The sequence below is a fragment of the Jutongia huaianensis genome, assembly GCF_014384985.1.
Lineage (GTDB): Bacteria > Bacillota > Clostridia > Lachnospirales > Lachnospiraceae > Jutongia > Jutongia huaianensis.
Window position 1 is genome coordinate 66,576 of record NZ_JACRSX010000007.1, and the last position, 22,296, is coordinate 88,871.

Consider the following 22,296-nt stretch of genomic DNA (forward strand, 5'->3'; position numbering starts at 1 on the left):
CACAAAAGCCATGACCAAAATGATCATGGCTTTTATTTTATGTCCATCGGTATTTTACCGGCCGAGCTTTTGAGCAATATAATCTCCCACCTGGGAAATCTCCATTCCCAGCGCATAGGCAAGCTCTCCATACAGCAGCTCCTCTGCCTGATGGAAATAACGCTCATCTACTGCTGCCACCTTTTTCCCCTTATCCATACGCTCTTTTTCGTGAAGATAAATGGTTTTAATAATCCGCACAAGTTCCCGGCAGTCCCCACTGCGGACGGCCTCCTTATATTGGCTTTCTCTTTCCTTTTCATTGACGATCCAAATTGTTTCCAAAGAAGGAATCTCCTCCACAAGCTTCTCCGCTTCCTCCTTACCAAGCACCAGCCGCATCGGCAGTTTTATATGATCCACCGGCACATACACCAGAGAATCCTTTTGATACACCGGACGGAGTGTATAATATTTCTTCTTGCGATCCGCTACTGACATGGATAATCTTCCAACTGCTGTCACCTCACACACCCCATGTGTTCCATACACAACACTGTCATTTACCTGATACATATTTTCCCTCTTTTCATACTGTAGATTCCGTTTCATATTGATACTTACATTAGACCATAGATAAACCGGAAGCCCCTGCAGACTGGGCTTCCGGTGTCCGATACCGTTTCAAGTTCTATGGTAATTGTACCACATTTTAAGTATTTTTGTAAGTCAAAATTTGAAAAAAGAGTTTTTTGTATACTGATAAATTACCGTTTTATCCGTATTTTGTTACTGTTTCAGTGCTTCTTCCACCTCACTGCGGTAAGGAATGGAAGGAACCGCTCCTTCTCTGGTCACAGCAATAGAGGAAGCCTTTGCACTCATCCTCAATGTCTGCTCCACCGGCAATCCTTCCACGAGTCCTGCCAGAAAATATCCGGTAAAGGTATCCCCTGCCGCCGTGGTATCCACCGCATGAACCGGAAAGATCGGCTGCCTGTAGGTCTGTCCGGTTGCTCCATAAACAGCTCCATCACTGCCCAGCGTCAGTACAATCTTTGCCTTTGGGAATCTGCAGCACATTTCATGGAATATCCTGTCCGGATCAGACAACCCCGTGATCTGTCCGCCCTCAATCTCATTGAGCAGAAAGATACTGATCTTATCCATATCCACATCCTCCAGACGTTCATTAAACGGAGATGGATTTAATGCAATCTGCATCCCCTTTTCATAAGCGCACTCTACCATGTATGCGATATCGTTTACCTCATTCTGCAGAAGGAGAATATCTCCGTCCTGAAAAAGGGACAGTACTCCGTCAATGTATTCCTTCGTCAGCATCTGATTGGCTCCTCCAAATAAAAGAATACAATTCTGCGCCTCCTTGTCGATCTGAATAATCGTATGCCCTGTCTTACCCGGAATCTGACGGATATATTCTCCGTGAACACCATACTCCTGACAGGCATCCAGAAATGGCTGCCCGTCTTCTCCGATCATACCGCCGTGATAAACCTCAACTCCCGCTTTTGCCAGCGCAATGGACTGATTGATTCCTTTTCCTCCCAGAAAAACATTCATGCCGCCGCTGCTGATGGTTTCTCCCGGCTGTACAATATGATCCACGCGGTATACATAATCCAGATTCATAGATCCAATGTTTAATACTTTCATAGAAATCACGCATTCCTTTCACATAAAAGAATTTTACAAATAAATTTCTGCATCAAGAATATAGCCACAGGAGCATTTTACAATAGTTCTGTTACCGTTCAGGATCACCTTCGGAGCATTCTTGCATTTTGGGCAAAGCACAGTAACTTTTCCATCCTGCTTCTTCTCCCTCACTGCCTGATCTGCTATTTCCTTCACCTGTTTCTTCTCGCAGGCGATTTCTTTTCTCGCTTCATCCGTCAAGCTGACCATCTCTTCTGTCGTGGAGTAATAGCCATATTTTTCATCAAAATCCCCGATTTCCCTAAGAACGTCTTCCTTACTGTCATCACTTGCATCGTACCATTCCATTCTCTTAAGATACGGACCAAGCCAGCTGTCATAAAGTGAATTTGCGACAATTCCCACTTCACTAAAGGAATCCTTTCCCTCTCCGATCGTAAAGATCAACTCCCGGTCATCCTGAGATTGTTCCTGAAAATTACATCCCGCAAACGCATCTCTTACGGTCTGATATACCGCCCCCAGATCATGCCGCTGCAAACGCAGCACCTTATCATCATCAATTTCCACTGTAAGCTTATAAAGATAATCCATACAAATACCCATACCCTTCTACCCGTTACAAATCTCTGATCCCATTATTGCCCGATCAAAGAATCAAATTGTTTCAGTTCCCCTTTTCTCCATTTTAACATCTTACACGATTGATCCGCAAGATGATATGCCTAAAAAGCATTGAACCAGTGGTTTAAGAAATAGAAACAGTAAAAGGGACAGCCTACGAACAGCTGTCCCTTTTGGAGAAGGTATTTTTGTTACTTATGGGGTGTAGCAAAAACTATATAATGTATTGGGGTTTACGATGATTAGTATAACAGCGGGGTCTGCTAAAGTGTGCATAAACTTACCATCTTTTCCAAAAAGTTTTTGTGCATTTTTGCTTTCCCATGAAAAACGGCTATCATTTTCCATAAAAAATCTGAAAATGATAGCCGTTTTTTGTGATTTCTATCAAATGCGTCCATAAACGCCTTATTTGTCGGATGAATCTGTCTCCGTCTCTGTCTGATCCTCGTGATCCTTCTCAAAGAGAGCCTCAAACTCTTCTCTGGTAATACGCTCCCGATCCATCAGAATCTCCGCTGATGCATGAAGCACATCCATATGCTCCTCAATAATAGCACGGGCTTTTTGATAACAGTCCTGAATAATGGCACGAACCTCTTTGTCAATGTCTCTTGCCGTTTCCTCACTGTATGTTCTGCTGGTATGGCCAAAATCGTTTCCAATAAACACTTCATCACTGTCGGCATAATTGATCATACCGATGGCATCAGAAAAACCATACTTCGTCACCATATCGCGGGCTGTCGCCGTCGCTGATTTGATATCCTGGGATGCTCCCGTGGTAATATCATCAAAGATCAAAGACTCTGCAATACGGCCACCGAGACTGACCATAATATCCTGCAGCATCTTTCCGCGGGTTGTAAAGGTCTCATCCTTATCCGGCAAAGGCATGGTATAACCTGCTGCCCCCTGTCCGGTCGGAATCACAGAAACAATATGCACCGGTCCCACATCCGGCAGAACATGGAACAAAATAGCATGACCTGACTCGTGGTATGCAGTGATCTTTTTGTCCTTCTCGGAAATGATCTTACTTTTCTTCTCTGTACCGATCCCCACTTTAATAAAGGATTTATCAATATCCGCCTGCGTAATGCATGGCCGGCCTTCTCTGGCACAGGCGATCGCAGACTCGTTCATAAGATTCTCCAGATCCGCTCCGGTAAATCCTACGGTTGTTCTTGCTACCTTTTCCAGATCCACGTCATCGCTTAACGGTTTGCCTTTGGAATGAACCTCAAGGATCTCCTCACGGCCTCTGACATCCGGTCTGCCGACTGCCACCCGACGGTCAAATCGTCCCGGACGAAGGATCGCCGGATCCAGAATATCCACACGGTTGGTTGCAGCCATCACAATAATGCCTTCATTGACGCCGAAACCATCCATCTCTACCAGCATCTGGTTCAGCGTCTGCTCGCGCTCATCGTGGCCACCGCCCAGACCGGTACCTCTCTTACGGGCCACCGCATCAATCTCATCGATAAATACAATACACGGTGCATTTTTCTTTGCCTCCGCAAACATATCACGGACACGGGATGCACCGACACCCACAAACATCTCCACAAAATCCGAACCGGATAAACTAAAGAACGGAACGCCTGCTTCTCCGGCCACGGCCTTGGCAAGAAGTGTCTTACCGGTTCCCGGAGGTCCCACAAGGATGATACCCTTCGGAATACGGGCACCTCTCTCGGTATATTTGGCAGGGTCTGCCAGGAAATCCACGATCTCCTCCAGCTCCTCCTTCTCCTCCTTTAATCCTGCCACATCTTTAAAATGCTTGGCATTTGGATCGTCGGGATCAATCCTCTGGGCACGGCTCTTGCCAAAATTCATCATCTTGGCATTGCTGCCCCCCTGTCCTGCTGTCTGTGCAGACAGGAACGAGAATAAAAAGAAGATGGCAATGATTCCCAAAAGATAGGGAAGAAGTGTCGTAATGATCCAGGATGGCTTCTGCACATCCTTCATCACATACTGATCTGCCAGCTTGCTGTCCTTACTCCGGATCAGCTTCTCTACCTCTGTTACATCTGATACATAAAAGCTCTGCGCAGAGCCGTCTTTCTTGCGGACGTCTACCTCTCCGGTAGGCACCTCCTCATTGGGCAGGATTGCCACGGATGTGACATCTCCATCCTCCAGATCCTGAGTGAAATTGACAATATTGTATGTCTTTTGTCCACCCTGGTCCAAAGTACCCGAAACATAGACGGCAGCCGCAATAATCACCAGAATCAGCAGATAAAAGCCGATTCCTGTTCTCATCTGTTGCCTCATGAATGTCTCCTTACCTGATATTTATTTCAGAATGAAACAGGACTGCCTGCTTCATTTCCTGTGCAGCATTACTGCTCCCCTCCTGCGAGGGCCTGCATTCGCACACTATTCTTCAATAAACTCCAGTGTGCCTACAAATGGAAGATTTCTATACTTCTGTGCATAGTCCAGACCATAACCAACTACAAACTCATCCGGAATGGAAAATCCGGTATAATCTGCCTCCATCTCTACCTCTCTGCGGTCCGGTTTATTTAAAAGAGTGCAGATCTTAAAGCTCTCCGGCTTTCTCTCCAGAAGCATCGGCTTCAGCATAGAGAGGGTATAGCCTGTGTCGATAATATCCTCGATCAACAGACAGTCCACTCCCTGGATCGACTGCTCCAAATCCTTCTTGATCGTAATCTTACCTGAACTGGATGTGCTGTTTCCATAACTGGATACAGACATAAAATCAATCGTTACAGGCATCTTCAAGTGCTTTGCCAGCTCGCATGAAAAGAATACACTTCCCTTCAAAATACAGATCAGACGCAAGGGCTTCATCCCATATTCTTCGTTGATCTGGTCTGCCATCTCTTTAATCCTGTTTTCCACCTGCTCCCGGGAAAACATAACATGTACTATTTCTTTCATCTTTTTTCTCACTCTCAGTAATCATTTTTATACATAAAATTTCCTCTGTCCTGTCCGATACATAATATCCGGCACTGACTCTGTCAAGCTCCGGGATCCATACAACGTGACTTCCCTCTGCCAGTATCCATATCTTCCTTCGATCTTCTCTGGGAACATGCCTGTCGATCAACAGACGATTCAGAGGTTTCTTCCGTGTCCCCTGTTCATCCAGCCACAGAAAATCACCTTCTTCAGGATGACGAAATTCAAGCATACCATTTATTTTAGCATAATCAAACCATTTCGTACAGTTATTTTTCGGTATTTTTCTTTCATTATCTTCAAATGCTTCAAAAAAATTCTTCCGCTGCAATAAAAGCTTTATTTCTTTGCCTTCTGTGCCGCACAGCACAATACTTTTGGGTTCTTTCCCCGCAGAATCCCAGTACGGATAAGTATTGTCCTCTGTCCCGTTTCTGCCCGCTTCTGCCGTGTTTTCTGTTTCTGCCGCAGTTTTTCCTTGTTTTGCTTTATCCGGTTGCTGTACCTTATTCGGATACTCTTTGCGGATCCAGAGGATATCGTAATCCCTGCCGGCCACCAGACCATAAGGCAGAGAAATCCGTTTGCCGCTCTCCCCTGCCGCCAGAGCAAGCAGCGCCTCCAGATGACGGCTGGTGATATCCTTCCGGTGCTCCGCCGCCTGTGTGATCATCCAATAAGCAAACTCTCTCTGCAGTGCTTTGGGAAGCATTTGAAGCTCCCTGACCCTTGCCCGAAGCTCTTTGCGCCCGGCAAATCCCTCTTCCGGGAAATCCACCACCAGCTCCGGAAGACGTTTCGCAAGCTCCTCCTCCAAAAACGCCTGTACCTCCTGCATCCGGACTGCAGTACGTGCCAGATGCTCCGACGCCCTGCGATTGACGCACTCCTCCAGCAGAGGCAGTATCTTCAGACGGATCTGATTACGGCTGCAATCTGCCTCCTGATTTGTGCTGTCCTCGCACCAGGACTGGGAGATCTGTCCCAATTCACGGACAATTTGATCGTGACATAAAAAGAGCAGTGGACGGATATATCTGCCATTCCTTGGGCACATTCCCCCCATTCCCCTCACACCACTGCCCCGCAGCATCTGAAACAGGACCGTTTCTGCCTGATCGTCCCGATGGTGAGCGATCGCCACCTTTTGGAAGCCATACTGCTCTGCTGTTTCTTCAATGCACCGATAGCGATATATTCTGGCCGCCTCTTCCAGAGAATATTTCTTTTCCTGTACCATTTTAGGGACATCTCCCCTGCATATGTGAATTCTGATGCCATTCTCCTCCGCAAAACTCTTACAAAACATCTCATCCCGTTCTGCTTCTTCTCCCCGGATCTGGTGATTCACATGGATCAGCTCCACCACAAAGTCCCATTCCCGGGACAACTCCAACAATGCCCGTGCCAGATATACCGAATCCGCTCCGCCGGAAAATGCCACCAGCACACGATCGGACGGCTCCAGCAAATGGTTTTGTCTGCAAAAGTCCTTCACCTCATGGTATGATTCCAGTCTCATTGCGTAAGTTATCTCCTTTATGACAGCCGCAGCTGTCTGTTTTTGTAAGACGGCACGTATGAATTCTCTCTGGTTCTTTCCCAGACAGCAGCTACGACCACGCTCATATCATCATTTACTTTTCCTCCACTCTGAGCCACGGCCTCATCAACAATATATTCTGCAAGCTCCTGAGGATTGACAATTCTCTGCTCCTGAAGCAGACGCTCCAGTTCCTCCTCCCGGCCTGCAAACGCATCTACAATGCCATCTGTCATCATTATAACATAATCTCCGGAATATATCTCCGTCTTCTCAAAATACGGTTCAGCCTCCTGATAGACCCCCACCGGAAGTGCCTGTCCCTCAATCCGTTCCACGCCTTTTCCCCTGCGGATCCATGTGGCAGCCGCCCCGTTTTTCATAAACTGGCAGCTTCCCTGATACAGGTCCAGTACCACCACATCTGCCGTAGCAAAGCTGGTCTGTACTGCCTCCGGCATATAAAGAGAATTGATCAGCTTCAAAGCAGAGATTTTGGAAAATCCGGCTTCTGTCATCTGTTCCAGCAGTTCGATCACCACCTGGCTTTCCCCAAATGCCCCCTTTCCGCTTCCCATACCGTCAGAGAGTGCCAGCAGCAGTTCCCCATTGGGCAGAGACAAACAGGAAAAATTGTCTCCGGAAACCTCCTCTCCTTCCTTCCTCCGTCTTCCCACACCTGTCACTGCCAGATATGGCGTATCTTCTACAAAAACCATTTCTGTTTCCTTCTTCGGAATCACATTATGACTTTCTCTGGACGGCATAAACGACCGTCCAAAAAGATCCGACAAAACACCGGCAGTCTCCCTCGCCGTCACCAGCCTCCCCTTCCCTGTATGGGCCTTCATCCGGATTTCCAGCCGGTTCCGCTTGTCTCGGTAAATGATCAGATTCTCCACCTTTACCCGCATTCCCGCAAGCTCCCGTTTGATCACATTTTCCATCTCCTCCGGCACCTTTGCTGTCTGTCCTGCATCTCCCGCAAGTTCCCGGAAAAGCTCCCCCACCTGTTCCATCTGCCCGGCCAGCACCCGTCTGTTCTGGGCAAGCTGATTCTGAAAACTCATCACGGTGCGCGCCATCCGAAGTCCCTGATTTGCCTCCATCAAAAACCAGTCCGGATGAATACATTCCTCCACAAACTCCGCAGGCATCTGATCAATGCGCAGCATTCCCCGCTCCTGCATCTCCATCAGATGCGAAACTACCTCCGGACGATTTACCGCCACCTGTCCCATACAATATTCCCGGTGACTGCATTTATCACAGACCTGTTCTGCCATCTCCTTCATCAGAAGCCTTACATCCCGGCGGTTTACTCCTGTTTTTTCTTCACTCTGCTTTTGCAGCACACGGGCAAGCTGCCGGAAGGAATCTGAAAAACCCTCCAGCTTATTTTTCATCTGCAAGCCTTCGGGATTTTCTCCTGCCCCCCGGTCTCCATAAAGAGGAATTCTTAACCGGCGGAGCAGCTTGTCCGGCACCGCCGCCAGGATCAGGCTGTCAATCACCAGCATTTTGATCATTCCCAGATCAAGCATATCACGGTTGAGACTGATCCCAATCCCAAATGCCCCCAGCAAATAAGCGGACAGGCTCCACATTTTCCCTTTATCCCGGAATAATGCCGTGATCATTCCCAACAGGCAGAGGCTCCCCACAAAGCCTTCGTCCTGTCCCATAAGTGACAAAATAATTCCCCCCGCAGCCCCTGCCGCGGCTCCCACACCGATACCATACTGATACCCCGCAAAAGGCACCAGCAAAAGCACCATAAGCACCGTCATGGAAATATCACGGATCATCACCTCCGGAATCCCGTATAACGCAAGCATTCCCATCAACACCAGACTAAGCAGCTGTTCCTGACTGATCTGCCGTCCTCTCCGAAAGTGGAACAAATACTGCTGTCCCTCCAAAAAAACTCTCGCCAATGCCACCACCAGTACCGGTTCCAATATCGTAAATAAAATATCCTTCCACTGATATGGCAAAATGGTATACTGAGTCACAGACAGGACAGCCAGCGTTGCCGCCATCAGTCCCGAAGACTGCCAGATACTCCATTTCATTCCCTGCCGTTCTATGAGATTTTTGGCAACAACAATCCCAAGCATACCGACACCGTAACGAAGGACCGCTTCCACCGGTAACGCGGAAAGCATCCCCAGTCCCACCGAAAATAGCAATGGCACAACTCCTCCGCCCTGGGTCAGTGCTCCCGCAAAAAAAGCTGCCCCGGCAGGATTTCGTTCCAGCAGGACCACACGCCCGATCAAAAAACCAAACAACAGCTGCACCAACATTTTTTTATGAATTTTTTTCATGACACATCCCCCTCTGTTTTCGTCAGTGCAACAAAGTATAGAAAAGAATTTTCAAATATTTTGTCAAAACCGGGAACCTGTCCAAAATATTTTCCTCGACAAAAATATGCAAAAAAAGAGCCTCACATTTCTGTGAAACTCTTTTTATTATTTGTCGTTTGGTTCAAAGATAATCTCATTAGGATATACAAGACCCAGCTTATCGCGGGCCACCTCTTCGGTATATTCCTTTGTCTTTGCATAGGATTCATAGTCCTTAATCTCAGCCTTCTGCTCATTCAGCTTTTTCTTTTCCTTCTTAAGCTCTGAAATCTGTGCTGAATACTTCGCCGACTCCGCCTTTAATGTGATCGTCTTATAAGTGAATGTTCCACACAGAACACAACACAACACAATCACACCGACAACCGTAAACGGACTCAGCTTCTTTTTACGTCTTCGTCGTGCCATATACTTCATCAACTCCCCTTGGACCAGCCATATTTCGTCCCCCAACGAAATACAACGGTCAATGCCTCTCAGACAGTCCATATCTAGTACAACCGATCAGTAACATATACCAGATATAGCGTCCAAATAAAATGTCAGTAAAACCTGTTCCGAATGCGCATTCCATCTAGCTTTTGCTATTTGGTCCAGTTATTTTACTATACAACATTTTGGCTAATTTCGCAACCCTAAATCCTATTTTTTTATTATATTTGCCCAATATCCGATGCAGTCCGGCACGGATGGGAATACTGATTCCCGCCTCATATAAAATCCCTCCGGCAAGCATTCCGGCAATTCCATACCACCGGGGCACCCCGTCGATCATCCGGAAAAACAAAATAAATACCGGAATGCCGGACAAACTCCAGTACAGCAAGTCCTCCACCCACACCCATATTTTTCCATGAGGAAGGAACCACCGCCAGAGCCGCAGGATATCATATCCAAACATCAAAAACATTCCTGCGCACAATGTCGTGATCTGAAAATAAATCTGTTCCTGAATGATCTGTCTCACTGAAACATTCTCCCTAAAAATGATGTTGCTTTCTTCTCAGGATCATTCTTGTCGGAATACGCAAAGCTGTCGATCCTTCCATCTACATCAACTTCTCCCTTTTCCAGCGACAGACGGTTTACATGAAGTTCATCCCCCTTGATCAGAAGAATGCCCTGCTCCGTCTCCAGATATACCTCCTTCGCATCAAAGGAAAGGACATCCCGCACCCCGGACATCACTGCTGTGCGCCGCCCATTCAGATATACCTTATGTACCCCTCTGTTTTCATGTAAATTTCTATTGTCTTCCATTTTCCTGTCTCCATTTCTGTACCGCAAAACCCTTAAGAACAACTTAAACCGAAGGCAGCTTTCTAACTATGTCAAAAATAAAAACCGCCTGCATAACAAATATATATGCAGACGGTTCTGGGATTATGTTCCTGTCTTTTCTTTTTTGAAAATGTTCTCTTCCGAAACACCCCTTAAAGAACGCGGTACAGTTCCTTCGCTTCATCCTTTTTATATGTTTCTTCGATACTGAGAACCTCAACCTTCACAACCTTATCCCCAAAGGTAATCTCAATAATATCTCCCACTTTTATGTTAAGGGATGCCTTTGCCACTTTCCCATTAACCTGAATCCTGCCGGCATCACACGCCTCATTGGCAACCGGTCTTCTCTTGATCAGTCTGGAAACCTTTAAGTATTTATCTAATCTCATAATAATTCCCCCTATAGCTTCTATCAATAAATATAAGATGTTTTATTTTTTAATTTAATAAACTGCTGTCAAAAAAAGGGTTGCCTGAACGGCAACCCAAAGCATATCCTGTTTCACAAAAATTACTCGTTTACAGCATCCTTTAAAGCCTTACCAGCCTTAAACTTAGGAGCGTTTGAAGCTGCGATCTTGATTGTCTCTTTTGTGAGTGGGTTTCTTCCCTCTCTAGCTGCTCTGTGCTGTACCTCGAATGTACCAAAGCCAACTAACTGAATCTTCTCGCCCTTCTTTAACTCTTCTGTAACAGTGTCGATAAATGCCTTTAATGCCTTCTCAGAATCCTTCTTAGAAAGCTCAGACTTCTCTGCGATAGCTGCAACCAATTCTGTCTTGTTCATGGATAAACTCCTCCTCAATAAAAATTTCCGTAAAAACTTACAAGTCTATTTATACCCTTATTACCCTTGTTTGTCAAGGATTTTCAGCAATTCTTTCGATTTTGTCCGCACTTTTTGACATTCTACGATTGTAGGGTTATAATCTCACATCAATTGGTGTATAAATGGTCTGTTTTCTACTGCTCCAGCTGTCTCCCCAGAAAACCTGCTGCCACATGAGCCAGCTTCCGTTCTGCATCACCAAGGCTTTCCTTCTGACTCCGGGTAAAGATCACCACTGCACCAACCGCATCTCCCTCGGAAATGATCGGGCAGATCACTTCCCATGCAAACGGTTCTGCCTCATCACTTATCTTGCGATACTCTTTGCTTTCTCCGGAAGCCACAGAAATTTCCCGTCCATCGATCATCTGCTGCATTTCCCGGCTGATGGCTTTGTCCATCAGCTCCTTACGTGCTCCTGCAGAAGCTGCGATCACCTGCTCTCTGTCCGTTACGACCACCTGATACCCTGTGGTCTGTGCCAACGAATCTGCATACTGCTGTGCAAAAATCCCCATATCCCCCATCAGAGAATATTTTTTTAGGATCACTTCCCCTTCCCTGTCCGTATATATCTCTAACGGATCTCCCACGCGGATCCGCAGAGTCCGCCGGATTTCCTTTGGTATGACCACCCGTCCCAGATCATCTATTCTTCGAACAATACCTGTCGCCTTCATATAAAAATTCCTCCTGCTTCTTACATACTTTCTATAATTGTGCTATATGGGTAGTATGCAAAAAACAGGAAAAATTATACACTGCCTGAAATGCACCCATAATATTTCTTATGTCCAAAAGTTAAATTCCGATTTACCGGAACGGCGAATACCTGTAACCACCCACTTTCAAAAGTCGATTTTTTTTTATTTTTTGAAACTCGTATTATTCATTTCTATAATCAGAAGCATGAATTTTCATCAAATTTCACAAACCTTTCCCTGATTTCAAACACTTTTTTGATGTCCGATTGCCCTTTTGCGCGACCTGTGTTATACTGATATTTCACGGTATTAATACTATTTAAGTAAGTAAAACAAGGAGGCAAAATCCTCTCCCCGCTATAAAGCGCAGATTTTTGCTTTACAAAAACAAGGAGGATTAAGTGAAAAAATGAAAACACATAAAAAGAAAAGAAGTTCTTTTTCCGGCAAGATCGGCTTTGTCCTGTCTGCAGCCGGAGCATCCGTTGGTCTCGGAAATATCTGGAGATTTCCATATCTTGCCGCCAAATACGGTGGAGGAATTTTCCTGCTTATCTATATTCTGCTGGCACTGACCTTCGGTTATACCATGATCATGGCGGAAACCTCTCTGGGGCGTATGACACATAAAAGTCCCGTAGGTGCTTTCCACAGCTTCGGTCGTTCCGGCTGGCTTTCTGCAGGTGGCTGGATCAACGCAGTCATCCCTCTTCTGATCGTCCCATATTATTCTGTGATCGGAGGCTGGGTCATCAAATATCTGCTGGAATACATCAAAGGAAACAGCGGAAAGCTGGCCACAGACAGCTACTTCTCCGGATTTATTTCCAACGGTACATCCACAGAGCTTTGCTTTGTCGTATTTGCCCTGATCACCGTTGCCATTATTTATGCCGGCGTGAGAAACGGTATCGAACGTGTCTCCAAGTTTATGATGCCGATCCTTGTGGTTCTTTCTGTGATCATTACGATCTATTCCGTTACCAGACCGGGTGCATTAGAAGGTGTGAAATATTTTATTGTTCCAAATCTGAAGGATTTTTCCTGGATGACCGTGGTTGCTGCTATGGGACAGATGTTTTACTCCCTCTCCATTGCCATGGGTATTCTGGTGACCTTTGGATCTTATATGAAAAAAGATGTTTCCATTGAGGACTCCACGCAGAATGTCGAGGTATTTGATACCGCCATTGCGATCATGGCAGGCCTTATGATCATCCCGGCTGTCTTTGCATTTTCCGGCAGTGATTCTGCTACACTGCAATCCGGTCCGGCACTGATGTTTATCACGATTCCAAAAATGTTTAACAGTATGGACTTCGGAACGGCTGTTGGTATTTTATTTTTTACCCTTGTACTATTTGCCGCTCTCACAAGCTCCATTGCGCTGACCGAGAGCTGCGTTTCCACCTTTGAAGATGAGCTTGGCTGGAACCGTCAGAAATCCACCCTCCTTGCCGGTGCCATTATCCTAATCCTGGGAAGCCTTTCTTCTCTGGGATACGGTCCACTCGCCGGCATCAAGATCATCGGCATGCAGTTTCTGGATTTCTTTGATTTCCTGACGAACTCTGTGATGATGCCGATCGCCGCATTTGCCACTTGTCTGCTTGTTTCCAGAGTGATTGGTGTAGACAAGATTGAAGAAGAAGTGACACAGAGCGGTATGCCATTCCGACGCAAAAAGATCTTTGTCTTTATGATCAAATATCTCTGCCCGATCTTTGCGGCGATCATCTTGATCAGCTCGGTAGCAAATGCACTGGGATGGATCTCCATTTAATTTTTATATTGCAATTGGAACTGATAGGCTGCAGAAAAAGGCGATCACGGCGAGAATAGCTCCGCAGCTGGTCGCCTTAAAATATGCCTCTCTTACTCTTCTGTAATTCCCTGCTCCGAAATTAAAACTGGCAATCGGCTGTATGCCCTGGGATATTCCGATCACAAAAGCCTGTTTATCTTCTCATACCCCAACGGATTTTCCTTCATTACAACATCCTTTCTTCTCATAATTCTTACTATAGAACATTCCATTTTTTGACATTCTTCAACCGGATTGATATGATAAAGTCATCAATATTTTCTTTTTACGAGGTGATAAGGGATGAAGGAAACATTACAGATAACAGCAAAGGAAGCCGTAGAAAAGCTGCTTACCGGCAATAAACAATATATTGACTCCAAATACGGAGTGGGAGATATTTCCAAAGAAAAAAGAAGGCTGACCTCTCTGCATGGTCAGTCCCCCTATGCGATCATTGTCACCTGCTCGGATTCCAGAGTCATTCCGGAACATATATTTTCTGCCGGAATCGGGGAGCTTTTTGTGATCCGTCTGGCAGGCAATGTGATTGATGACCACCAGCTTGGAAGCATCGAATATGCCGCCGGCCATCTGGGCTGCCGTCTGATCCTTGTGATGGGTCATACCCATTGCGGTGCTGTGGACGCAGCAATAAATGGTAATCCGGAAAACTACATTAAATTTATTACCGATGAGATCCGTCTTGCCATCGGGGACGAAACGGACGCCGCAAAAGCCTGTGAGCTAAATGTTGCCCACAGCATCCGGATCATTGAGGACAGCTTGGAGATCCATCATATGGAAGAAGATACCGGACTCCGCGTCATGGGTGCCATTTATGATATTGAATCCGGTGAGGTACGGTTATTGTAATGGCAGATCTCCTTATCACATTACTATAAGAGAGCCGGATGTCCCCGCCTGCCGAACGATTGTCTTTTGTCTACGGTATCAGGAATCAGCGTCCCATGCCGTCAAGCGTTTTATAGAAGGAGTAACTTATGAAAGAAAAATTGTTTAATATCATTCAGATCGGCGACCGGAGCAATCAAATCAGCCGTTTTTTTGATATCTTTATCACCGTAACGATTTTCGCCAATATCGTTGTCACTTTCATGGAAACCTTTCAGGAGCTGGCGTTTCTATCTACATGGTTTCGTGTCATAGAAGTGATTACCATCTCGATCTTCTGCGTGGAATATATTTTCCGTATCTGGACTGCCGGATATCTCTATCCGGAAATATCCCTCTGCCGTGCAAGACTTCATTTTCTGATCTCCTTCGACGGCATTATTGACTTACTGACCATTGTACCGGCATCTTTTCTGTCAGGCTTTGTAATCTTTCGTATGCTCCGTGTGGCGCGTATTTTTCATTTGTTCCGCCTCAATGCAAAATATGATTCCTTTAATGTGATCACAACGGTTCTCTATGAGAAAAAGAACCAGATCATTTCCTCTCTGTTTATTGTACTGGTTTTGATGCTCGCAAGCAGTCTTTGTATGTACAGCGTGGAGCACAACGCCCAGCCCGCGGTCTTTCAGAATGCCTTCAGCGGTCTCTGGTGGAGCATGTCCACTCTGCTCACCGTGGGATACGGTGACATTTACCCCATCACTCCACTGGGCAGAATCATGGCGATCGTGATCGCCTATCTTGGCGTGGGAGCCGTTGCGATCCCTACCGGTATCATCAGTGCCGGTTTCGTAGAGCAGTATCAACGAAAAAGCACGCTGTCCAATTTTCGCAATACAGATATTAAAGAAATTGCAGAAATATTTGTAGATAAGCAATATGCCGGAAAGACCATCGAAGAAATTGAAGATGACGATCAGGCAACCATTTACCTGATCCTGCGGGATGACCTGTCGATCCTTCCCCAGAAGGATACGGTCTTAAAGCTCAACGATATTATCGTGGTCAGAAGCACGGAAGAAACGTAAATTTCCGTTATCTCAGTTTTCTCAGATACACCTTCTGCTCCGGCGTGATCCGATAGCTTTCCACTGCCTTCTGAATGGTTTTGCGATGTAACCAGGGTGACAGCCTGCGCTCCTCCAGATAAGGGATCACTGTATCCCACTGCCTGGCAAGAGCCGTCGCCAGATACCACGCGATCATCATATTGACATAATATTCATCTGAGACTACTCCGGCCACCCATTCCGGATATTCCGGCCGGAAATCCTCATCCAGATACAATCTCATCAAAACGCCCATCCCATAACGGATCGTATAAGTCTCACCGGAGGCGATCCAGATCCGGATATGCCCCAGCAGCTCCTCTTTATGCTTAGCAAAACATTTCGGAAGCGGCAGATCACATGTAGCCCAGTTATCAATATATGGCAGAAAGCCCTCGATCTGCTCCAGACATCTTTGAAAATCCTTCACCTGGGTGAGCAACATCATATGAAGATTATTTTCCTCATAATAATAGTGCGGCAGCTCCACCAAAAAGTCTTCTGCCTCCGTTTTTTTTCCAAACTCCTTTGCAAACTGGCGCAGCATGGGAGTCCGTATTCCAATGACACGTTCCTTATCAATATTCGGAATCAGTTTACTGTGAAAATCCCGGTATTTTGTATCCTGTAATTCAAATAATCGTTTCTGTAATGAAGTCATATCTCTTCCTCTAAAATGTACACTCTACACGATCGCCTTAGGCAGGTACTGCCGCAGATGCTTCCACGCATTATCTGCTGCCACCGCAAACGCAAAGGTTACCAGAAAGATTCCAAGCGTATAAAACGGAATCCCAATCCATCCCGGCACATCTAACGGTTCCATTTCTTCCTTCACAATATCCAGAAAAATAATATGTGACAGATAAATAGTAAAGGAATGTCTTGAAATCATCTGCATTAACGCCTTCTGTGCTTCCGTAAAACGAATCACTCCCTGCTCTATGATCCCGCCAAAAATTCCCAGTGAACATATGGCGATCAGAGGGTTCCGATACTGGAAAAAGATTTCTTCATGACTACCGGACACCCATGTCCCCCACCATGTCAACCCGATATTTATCATCCCTGCCGCAAAAGCAATGCCAAAACAGATCTTACTTCCCAGACGATAATCCTTTGAAAAATATCGTATAATATATCCCATCACAAAATAACCAAGATAACTGGAATTGCCTACCATTGGAACGGTATATGTAAACTCCATATCCGCCAGTGCCAGTACATAATATAATGTCAGAAAAAAGATCCAAAGCATGACAAAATATTCCGTCAGGCGACGGTTCATTTTTTTAAATAATAGCTGGAAAAACGGGAGCGCAATATACATTCCAAGGATTGCATACAAAAACCATAAATGCTTTTTGACCGGTTCCTCAAAAAGAGTCGCAAAATCATACCTGTCATCCCAGAATATGATATTCCAGATATAATACAGTACACTCCAGAACACTAGAACCACAAGAGTATGGATCACCCGGTGTATACTTTTGCGAATACTGACATTTTCCTCCAGCAAAAGGTATCCGCTAATCATAAAAAAGACAGGAACCGCAACACGACTGAAGCAGTTGGTAAAAAGCGAAAATAAATATGTCCCATAGGAAACCTCTCCATATGCCCTGCTGTATACATTGGACACATGGATACATACCACTAAGATACAGGAAATGACCCGCAATAATTCGATATTATAATTCCTCTCGCGGCTCACCACAAACATCTCCTCTCATCTGAAATAAAATACCAAAATGAAGACCTTTCTTTCTGCTACAGCAGTTGATATTTTCCGTCTCCATACCGGGAGATTTTCGTACTATAGAACTCTCGAAGGGCACGGATCAGATAAGACGTGTCCTTAACTCCCGCCGTCTCATAAGGGGAATGCATTGCAAGCTGGGCCAGACCGATGTCCACCATATTGATGGATACCTGATGACTTGCAATATTGCCAAGAGTAGAACCTCCCGGCACATCTGAACGATTCACATAGCTTTGCACCGGCACATCTGCTCTCCGGCAGATTTCCTGAAATACAGCGGCAGAAACTGCATCTGTGGTGTACCTCTGATTGGCATTATACTTGATCACAATGCCCTCATTCATATATGGACGGTTCGTTGGATCTGCCTTGTCCAGATGGTTCGGATGTGCGGCATGTGCGTTGTCCGCAGAGATCATAAAGCTCTCGGAAAGCATCATCCGGAAATCCTCTGCATCCTTTCCGAGGCAATCTGCGATCCGGGCCAGTGTATCCTTTAAGAAGCCGGAAGCTGCCCCCTGCTTTGTAGCGCTTCCTACCTCCTCATTATCAAACACGCTGCATACGCTGATGCTGTCCCTGTGACCGCCTTCCACTAAAGCCCGGATCGAAGCATAGGCACACTGTACATCATCCAGATGCGGGCTGGATATATACTCTCCATGAGCTCCCCAGATCGTCCCCGGCATCCGATTATACAAAAACAGATCCGTTGAAATCAGATCCTTTTCTTCCACTCCTGCCTGCTCTGCTGCCATTGCCAGAAAGGTTCCCTCCGCCTTTTCATCTCCCCAGATCGGGATCATATCCTTCTGGGCGTTGTAAGTATATCCATCATTTAAGCTGCGGTCCATATGGATCGCCAGATTGGGAAGCATCACAAGATCCCGGTCAAAATTGATCGTTCTTGTTTCAAGGCCCTGATCTGTCCGCACCATCACCCTGCCGGCGATCGAAAGAGGTCTGTCAAACCATGGCGCACAAAGCATGCCTCCATACTTTTCTACGTTCAGTTCAATATAGTGGCCTGCCACCTTCATTTCCGGATGTTCCTTAATCTTAAAGCTCGGAGAATCACTGTGGCTTGCGGCAATCTGGAAATTCCCGGCAGCTCCCTCCGGAATCCGAAAACCGATCAAAGAGGAGCCGTTTCTCATCACATAGTAATCCCTGCCCGCCTGTAGCTCCCATCTTTCATTTTCATATAGGCGCACAAAGCCATTTATCTCCAACATCTGTGCCAGCCCGTCTGCCACATGATAACAGCTTGGGTGCGCCTGAATAAACTCCATCATTTCCTGAGATATTTTCTGATCTATATCCTGCATATCCGTTCCTCCGTCATTTTCTCATTAAGATCAAAACAGATCATCCTGCATCCGGTAATGCTCCATCAGATCCATGGCCGCCCGCAGGCTTCCCGCCTGGTTAAATCCCTTCGGATAGGCAACACCATCGTCCATAGCTTTCTTTAAGGTTTCCTCAAAACAGGCTTTTCCGTACCTCTGGATAAATATGGCCGAAACCTTGGCAATATATTCCGTCTGTATATTGTAATAGCCCTTGCTGCATGCCGGCAGATCAAAACACTGGTAGCATCCCTCCAGCCCCCGTTGTTTGGAGCAGATCACATTCTCACACTGCCCATCCGGAAATAGGGTTCCGAAGGAACAGCAGGCATAATCACTCCGGCATCCGCCACACCACTGACTCTGCAGACAGTAGGTACAATGCTGTCCACATCTTGCAATGGGATCTGTTCCCGCCTTGGCACGCTGTACCAGATATTCCTTCATCTGGCGGCACCGTTCGATCCTTTCCCCCTTCGGGTCATCCCCTTCCTGGTCATCATACGAATAGCGGTGAAGCATTTCACAGCAGAAATCCTTACATTCTCCACAAAAGTCCACTTTCTTTTTGCGAGCACAGGCCGCCAGCTCACATGGTCCGTAAAAAGGATTGCCGCCGGTTGCAACACATCCCCCGCAATGAAACTCTTCCCGATATTCACATTCCTCGCAGCTAAGACCGCAGTAAGAATCCATTCCTTTGTACATTCCAAACACCCTTACTTTCTCTCATAGTTATATCAAATTTATCACATTCTACGCCTCTGCGTCAATATGGCATAAAATATCTGCGCACAAAAACAGACCGGCATATAAAACGAACCGGTCTGTCCGTGATCCACAAGCAACTGCAGTTGTTCTGATCTGCGATTCCTGCTGCATGCTTTCGTAAAGGTCATCTGATTGTTAGAAGCTGTGGCCTCCGCCCCCTCCGGAGCTTCCGCCTCCTCCACTGCTTCTGCCTCCGCCTCCTCCGCCGGAACTGGAAGAGCTTCGCGGACTGTATGTTTTCGTATTTCTTACAAACTGTACATTCAACTGATTGATCCGCTGGGTTGTCGCAATCGATGCCAGCAGCTCCGCCTCGGACGGACTCTTGGCTCTGGAGAATAATTTCACCAGCAGATAATTGATCAAAACAGCCAGAGCTGCTGCCAGAAAGATATTACTCGCATACTTCATAGGCTGGGCAATCTTTCTGCCCTCCAGCAGAGTAACCTCCGCGTTATAAACTTCTTTTGCTCAACGGTAATAGTCGCGATCGGACGCATATTTGTAAACCTTATCGGTAATGGTATTGGCATAGGCATTGGTAATGGTCTTATAGATCACACCATTACTGTAAATGTAAATTTTACGCTGCGCCATGTCGATCAAAAAAAGTGTGCCGCTTTCCTCTGCACTGCTCTGTTTCCACAGATATTTGTCATAAAGATCATGTGCCAGTGCCGAAGTAGACCGATACTCGATATCTGTCGTAAAAAATCCCGCCGATCCGTATTGAGTCAGCCCCTTCATCTCCTTCGCCAGTGCATGCAGCTGACTATCCTCCAGCAGAGAAGCATCATCATGGATCTCAACCTTATACCCTGTCGTTTCATCGGTATAAACCGTTCCATCCGGTCGTTCTAATATATCCTCTGCCATTACAGGTGAGAACACAGGCAACAGACAAAATACCGCCAGCAGACCCACACAAAAGAGCCTTATGGCATTCCGGAATAACGATGTCTTATTATGCACGGTCATCACCTCCCTTATAATGAAACTGTGGCAATGGCCGGGTTGCAAACAGGTTATAACACCGGATCAGATCCACAAGCGCAATCAACATGGTGATCAGCAGGATACCAGCACAGCTGTAATAATATATATCACTGACCGGATTGATCAATGCCACTGCAACGGAAAGGATCGTCGGTAACAAAATCCATGTCAGCCCCATCCCTCGTCCTTTTCTTGCCTCAATATCATCCATCCGGAACCACGCTCTGAACCAGAATATAATGATCGCCACCGCAGAAAGTCCCACGGTAATTCTCGTAAAATACTGCTCCAATACACCACCTGTAAGCAGTCCTCCTACGACAAGAAATACCATAAGAACGATATCAACGATCCGTATCACCAAGCGGTTATCTTCCAGCTCCACAACACTGCTGTTTCCTGTCGTAACTACCGCCTTTACACCATCTTTTTTCTTTTCTGCCTCTACAGTGGCCGCAAGCTGTGCATCCGATTTCGGCGGAAGCTCTTCTCCTCCCGGTGCCTTTTTGTGGCTTTCCCGCTGTTTCCGCCTCTTTACTGCAATGGCTCCCTTATCGTCCTCCTTGCCCTCCTTTACCGCAATATCATCAATCTGCTCATAATAGATAAAGGACAACACTGCGGCGATCAGTGCAACGATTCCCAGAAGAATTCCCGGTATCACAGTAAAAAAACGGTTTAGCAGCAGGAAGATCGGGATCGTCAGAATCGCAGACGTTCCTAAGTACTTGGGTACATCCACCGGAAGATCAGCAACTACTTTTCCTGTCTGACCGTTTACTGTAGCGTATGCCACACGATCGTTATTTTTGTATGCCATAAACCACACCGGAAACATAGCACCGTTTACCTGATCCACCTTCGAATGAAGTTTTCTCTCAAGCGTCCTTCCCCGTTCCTCAAGAGAATACTTCCGCAGATTTGGATACTGCTCAATAAATTTCTCTGTTTCTCCCAGCGCAAATTCCTCTGCCTCCTGTACGTAAAGAGAGGTATCCACATCCGCACTGTCCGCATAAAAACCACTGAGATACGCCGGTGTAAACTCCTTCATCGCTTTTGTGTCAAAGGGTGCAAGGCATCCACTGATGTTATCGGAAAAGGAAGAGGATGCGTCATATGCAATGCCATTATAATCTGCTTCCAGGTTCATATCCAGATTATAATGACTGGTGATTATGTAATCTCCTTTGCGCATCTCCGTTGTTCCGCTCAACTGTATATCAGGGCCACCCTGCTGCACATCATAGATCCAGTACGGCATATAAATTCCCCGGAACTCATTGATATGCTTCTCACTTTTCAACTCCTTCGGGGCAAATACTGCCTTTCCCATCATTTTCATATAGGCTTTCTTGCACTGCTCCTTCGTCTGACCAAACGGAATGATATACTTTGGTCTGTGTTCCTTCTGCAGGCGGCTCTCCAGCACCGCTGACGAACCACAGAAGGTACAAAAACCTGCTGCAGTATTGTCCGTACTGTAAATTTCTCCGCCACACTGCGGACATCGGAATACGGTTACTTCGTATTCTTCCTGCTCCTGCGCTCCGTTTTTGTCTGACACTTCATAGGGATCAAACTTGGAATCACAGCTGGCACATGCCATCATTTTCGATGGAATATCATATCGCAGATTTCCACCACAATTGGGACATTCGTACATACCTTACCTCCTTT

25 protein-coding genes are annotated in these 22,296 nt (G+C 46.2%); 3 read left to right on the forward strand and 22 right to left on the reverse strand.

What is annotated here, in order from left to right:
- Positions 1–54 precede the first annotated feature (54 nt).
- The 13 genes from H8704_RS07315 to H8704_RS07375 form a co-directional block, all read right to left on the reverse strand.
- On the reverse strand, positions 55–555 hold the full coding sequence (locus tag H8704_RS07315) for a CarD family transcriptional regulator (protein ID WP_118677271.1): 501 nt from the start codon (positions 553–555) through the stop codon (positions 55–57).
- A 213-nt stretch (positions 556–768) separates the two neighbouring features.
- The gene (locus H8704_RS07320) at positions 769–1,656 is read right to left on the reverse strand and encodes a ribokinase (RefSeq protein ID WP_249297832.1); all 888 of its coding nucleotides are present in this window, start codon (positions 1,654–1,656) and stop codon (positions 769–771) included.
- A gap of 33 nt (positions 1,657–1,689) precedes the next feature.
- Positions 1,690–2,253 carry a hypothetical protein gene (locus H8704_RS07325; RefSeq protein WP_249297833.1) on the reverse strand — a complete coding sequence of 188 codons (564 nt, stop codon included), beginning with the start codon at positions 2,251–2,253 and terminating at the stop codon, positions 1,690–1,692.
- A 438-nt stretch (positions 2,254–2,691) separates the two neighbouring features.
- Entirely contained in the window at positions 2,692–4,563 is a 1,872-nt protein-coding gene (gene ftsH / locus H8704_RS07330) for an ATP-dependent zinc metalloprotease FtsH (RefSeq protein WP_243101842.1), read from the reverse strand.
- A gap of 117 nt (positions 4,564–4,680) precedes the next feature.
- Positions 4,681–5,211, reverse strand: coding sequence for a hypoxanthine phosphoribosyltransferase (hpt, locus tag H8704_RS07335; protein WP_022464991.1), 531 nt, complete (start codon positions 5,209–5,211; stop codon positions 4,681–4,683).
- Positions 5,156–6,757: a tRNA lysidine(34) synthetase TilS gene (tilS, locus tag H8704_RS07340; protein ID WP_249297834.1), complete on the reverse strand. Its 1,602-nt coding sequence runs from the start codon at positions 6,755–6,757 to the stop codon at positions 5,156–5,158. The genes hpt and tilS overlap by 56 nt, the downstream gene beginning before the upstream one ends.
- 17 nt (positions 6,758–6,774) lie before the next feature.
- Positions 6,775–9,108, reverse strand: coding sequence for a SpoIIE family protein phosphatase (locus tag H8704_RS07345; protein ID WP_249297835.1), 2,334 nt, complete (start codon positions 9,106–9,108; stop codon positions 6,775–6,777).
- Between the two features lie 147 nt (positions 9,109–9,255).
- Entirely contained in the window at positions 9,256–9,558 is a 303-nt protein-coding gene (locus H8704_RS07350) for a septum formation initiator family protein (RefSeq protein ID WP_022464994.1), read from the reverse strand.
- Between the two features lie 166 nt (positions 9,559–9,724).
- A complete protein-coding gene (gene yabQ, locus H8704_RS07355) occupies positions 9,725–10,117 on the reverse strand; it encodes a spore cortex biosynthesis protein YabQ (RefSeq protein ID WP_022464995.1) in 393 nt (130 codons plus the stop codon).
- Positions 10,114–10,410 (reverse strand): sporulation protein YabP, encoded by a 297-nt coding sequence (gene yabP, locus H8704_RS07360; protein WP_022464996.1) that lies wholly within the window; start codon positions 10,408–10,410, stop codon positions 10,114–10,116. Before yabP ends, yabQ begins: the two co-directional genes overlap by 4 nt.
- A gap of 173 nt (positions 10,411–10,583) precedes the next feature.
- Positions 10,584–10,823 (reverse strand): RNA-binding S4 domain-containing protein, encoded by a 240-nt coding sequence (locus tag H8704_RS07365; protein WP_022464997.1) that lies wholly within the window; start codon positions 10,821–10,823, stop codon positions 10,584–10,586.
- A 122-nt stretch (positions 10,824–10,945) separates the two neighbouring features.
- Complete coding sequence (locus tag H8704_RS07370) at positions 10,946–11,221, reverse strand: HU family DNA-binding protein (protein WP_022463587.1); 276 nt, start codon at positions 11,219–11,221, stop codon at positions 10,946–10,948.
- A 176-nt stretch (positions 11,222–11,397) separates the two neighbouring features.
- Entirely contained in the window at positions 11,398–11,943 is a 546-nt protein-coding gene (locus H8704_RS07375; protein ID WP_022463588.1) for a stage V sporulation T C-terminal domain-containing protein, read from the reverse strand.
- Positions 11,944–12,376: 433 nt separating this feature from the next.
- Here H8704_RS07375 and H8704_RS07380 point away from each other — a divergent pair, with 433 nt between their 5' ends.
- Positions 12,377–13,750, forward strand: a complete 1,374-nt coding sequence (locus H8704_RS07380; RefSeq protein WP_249297836.1) for a sodium-dependent transporter — start codon at positions 12,377–12,379, stop codon at positions 13,748–13,750.
- A gap of 3 nt (positions 13,751–13,753) precedes the next feature.
- Here H8704_RS07380 and H8704_RS14375 read toward each other — a convergent pair whose 3' ends face one another.
- Positions 13,754–13,915, reverse strand: coding sequence for an MATE family efflux transporter (locus tag H8704_RS14375; protein ID WP_334299404.1), 162 nt, complete (start codon positions 13,913–13,915; stop codon positions 13,754–13,756).
- Between the two features lie 159 nt (positions 13,916–14,074).
- Here H8704_RS14375 and H8704_RS07390 point away from each other — a divergent pair, with 159 nt between their 5' ends.
- On the forward strand, positions 14,075–14,647 hold the full coding sequence (locus H8704_RS07390; RefSeq protein WP_249297837.1) for a carbonic anhydrase: 573 nt from the start codon (positions 14,075–14,077) through the stop codon (positions 14,645–14,647).
- A 128-nt stretch (positions 14,648–14,775) separates the two neighbouring features.
- Positions 14,776–15,717, forward strand: coding sequence for an ion transporter (locus H8704_RS07395; RefSeq protein WP_022463591.1), 942 nt, complete (start codon positions 14,776–14,778; stop codon positions 15,715–15,717).
- Positions 15,718–15,724: 7 nt separating this feature from the next.
- On the opposite strand, the gene H8704_RS07400 is transcribed toward H8704_RS07395, so the two are convergent.
- From H8704_RS07400 to H8704_RS07435, 8 genes are read right to left on the reverse strand one after another with little or no spacing between them, the layout of a single operon-like run.
- Complete coding sequence (locus H8704_RS07400) at positions 15,725–16,399, reverse strand: DNA alkylation repair protein (protein ID WP_249297838.1); 675 nt, start codon at positions 16,397–16,399, stop codon at positions 15,725–15,727.
- 24 nt (positions 16,400–16,423) lie between these two features.
- A complete protein-coding gene (locus H8704_RS07405) occupies positions 16,424–17,455 on the reverse strand; it encodes an acyltransferase (RefSeq protein WP_182439747.1) in 1,032 nt (343 codons plus the stop codon).
- Between the two features lie 53 nt (positions 17,456–17,508).
- On the reverse strand, positions 17,509–18,828 hold the full coding sequence (locus H8704_RS07410) for a M18 family aminopeptidase (RefSeq protein WP_249297839.1): 1,320 nt from the start codon (positions 18,826–18,828) through the stop codon (positions 17,509–17,511).
- A 30-nt stretch (positions 18,829–18,858) separates the two neighbouring features.
- Positions 18,859–19,557 (reverse strand): DUF3795 domain-containing protein, encoded by a 699-nt coding sequence (locus tag H8704_RS07415; protein WP_249297840.1) that lies wholly within the window; start codon positions 19,555–19,557, stop codon positions 18,859–18,861.
- A 41-nt stretch (positions 19,558–19,598) separates the two neighbouring features.
- Positions 19,599–19,802, reverse strand: coding sequence for a hypothetical protein (locus tag H8704_RS07420; protein ID WP_249297841.1), 204 nt, complete (start codon positions 19,800–19,802; stop codon positions 19,599–19,601).
- Positions 19,756–20,031: a hypothetical protein gene (locus H8704_RS07425; RefSeq protein WP_249297842.1), complete on the reverse strand. Its 276-nt coding sequence runs from the start codon at positions 20,029–20,031 to the stop codon at positions 19,756–19,758. Before H8704_RS07425 ends, H8704_RS07420 begins: the two co-directional genes overlap by 47 nt.
- Before the next feature lie 60 nt (positions 20,032–20,091).
- A complete protein-coding gene (locus H8704_RS07430; RefSeq protein ID WP_249297843.1) occupies positions 20,092–20,592 on the reverse strand; it encodes a TPM domain-containing protein in 501 nt (166 codons plus the stop codon).
- The gene (locus H8704_RS07435; RefSeq protein WP_249297844.1) at positions 20,585–22,282 is read right to left on the reverse strand and encodes a hypothetical protein; all 1,698 of its coding nucleotides are present in this window, start codon (positions 22,280–22,282) and stop codon (positions 20,585–20,587) included. The genes H8704_RS07430 and H8704_RS07435 overlap by 8 nt, the downstream gene beginning before the upstream one ends.
- Between the last annotated feature and the right edge of the window lie 14 nt (positions 22,283–22,296).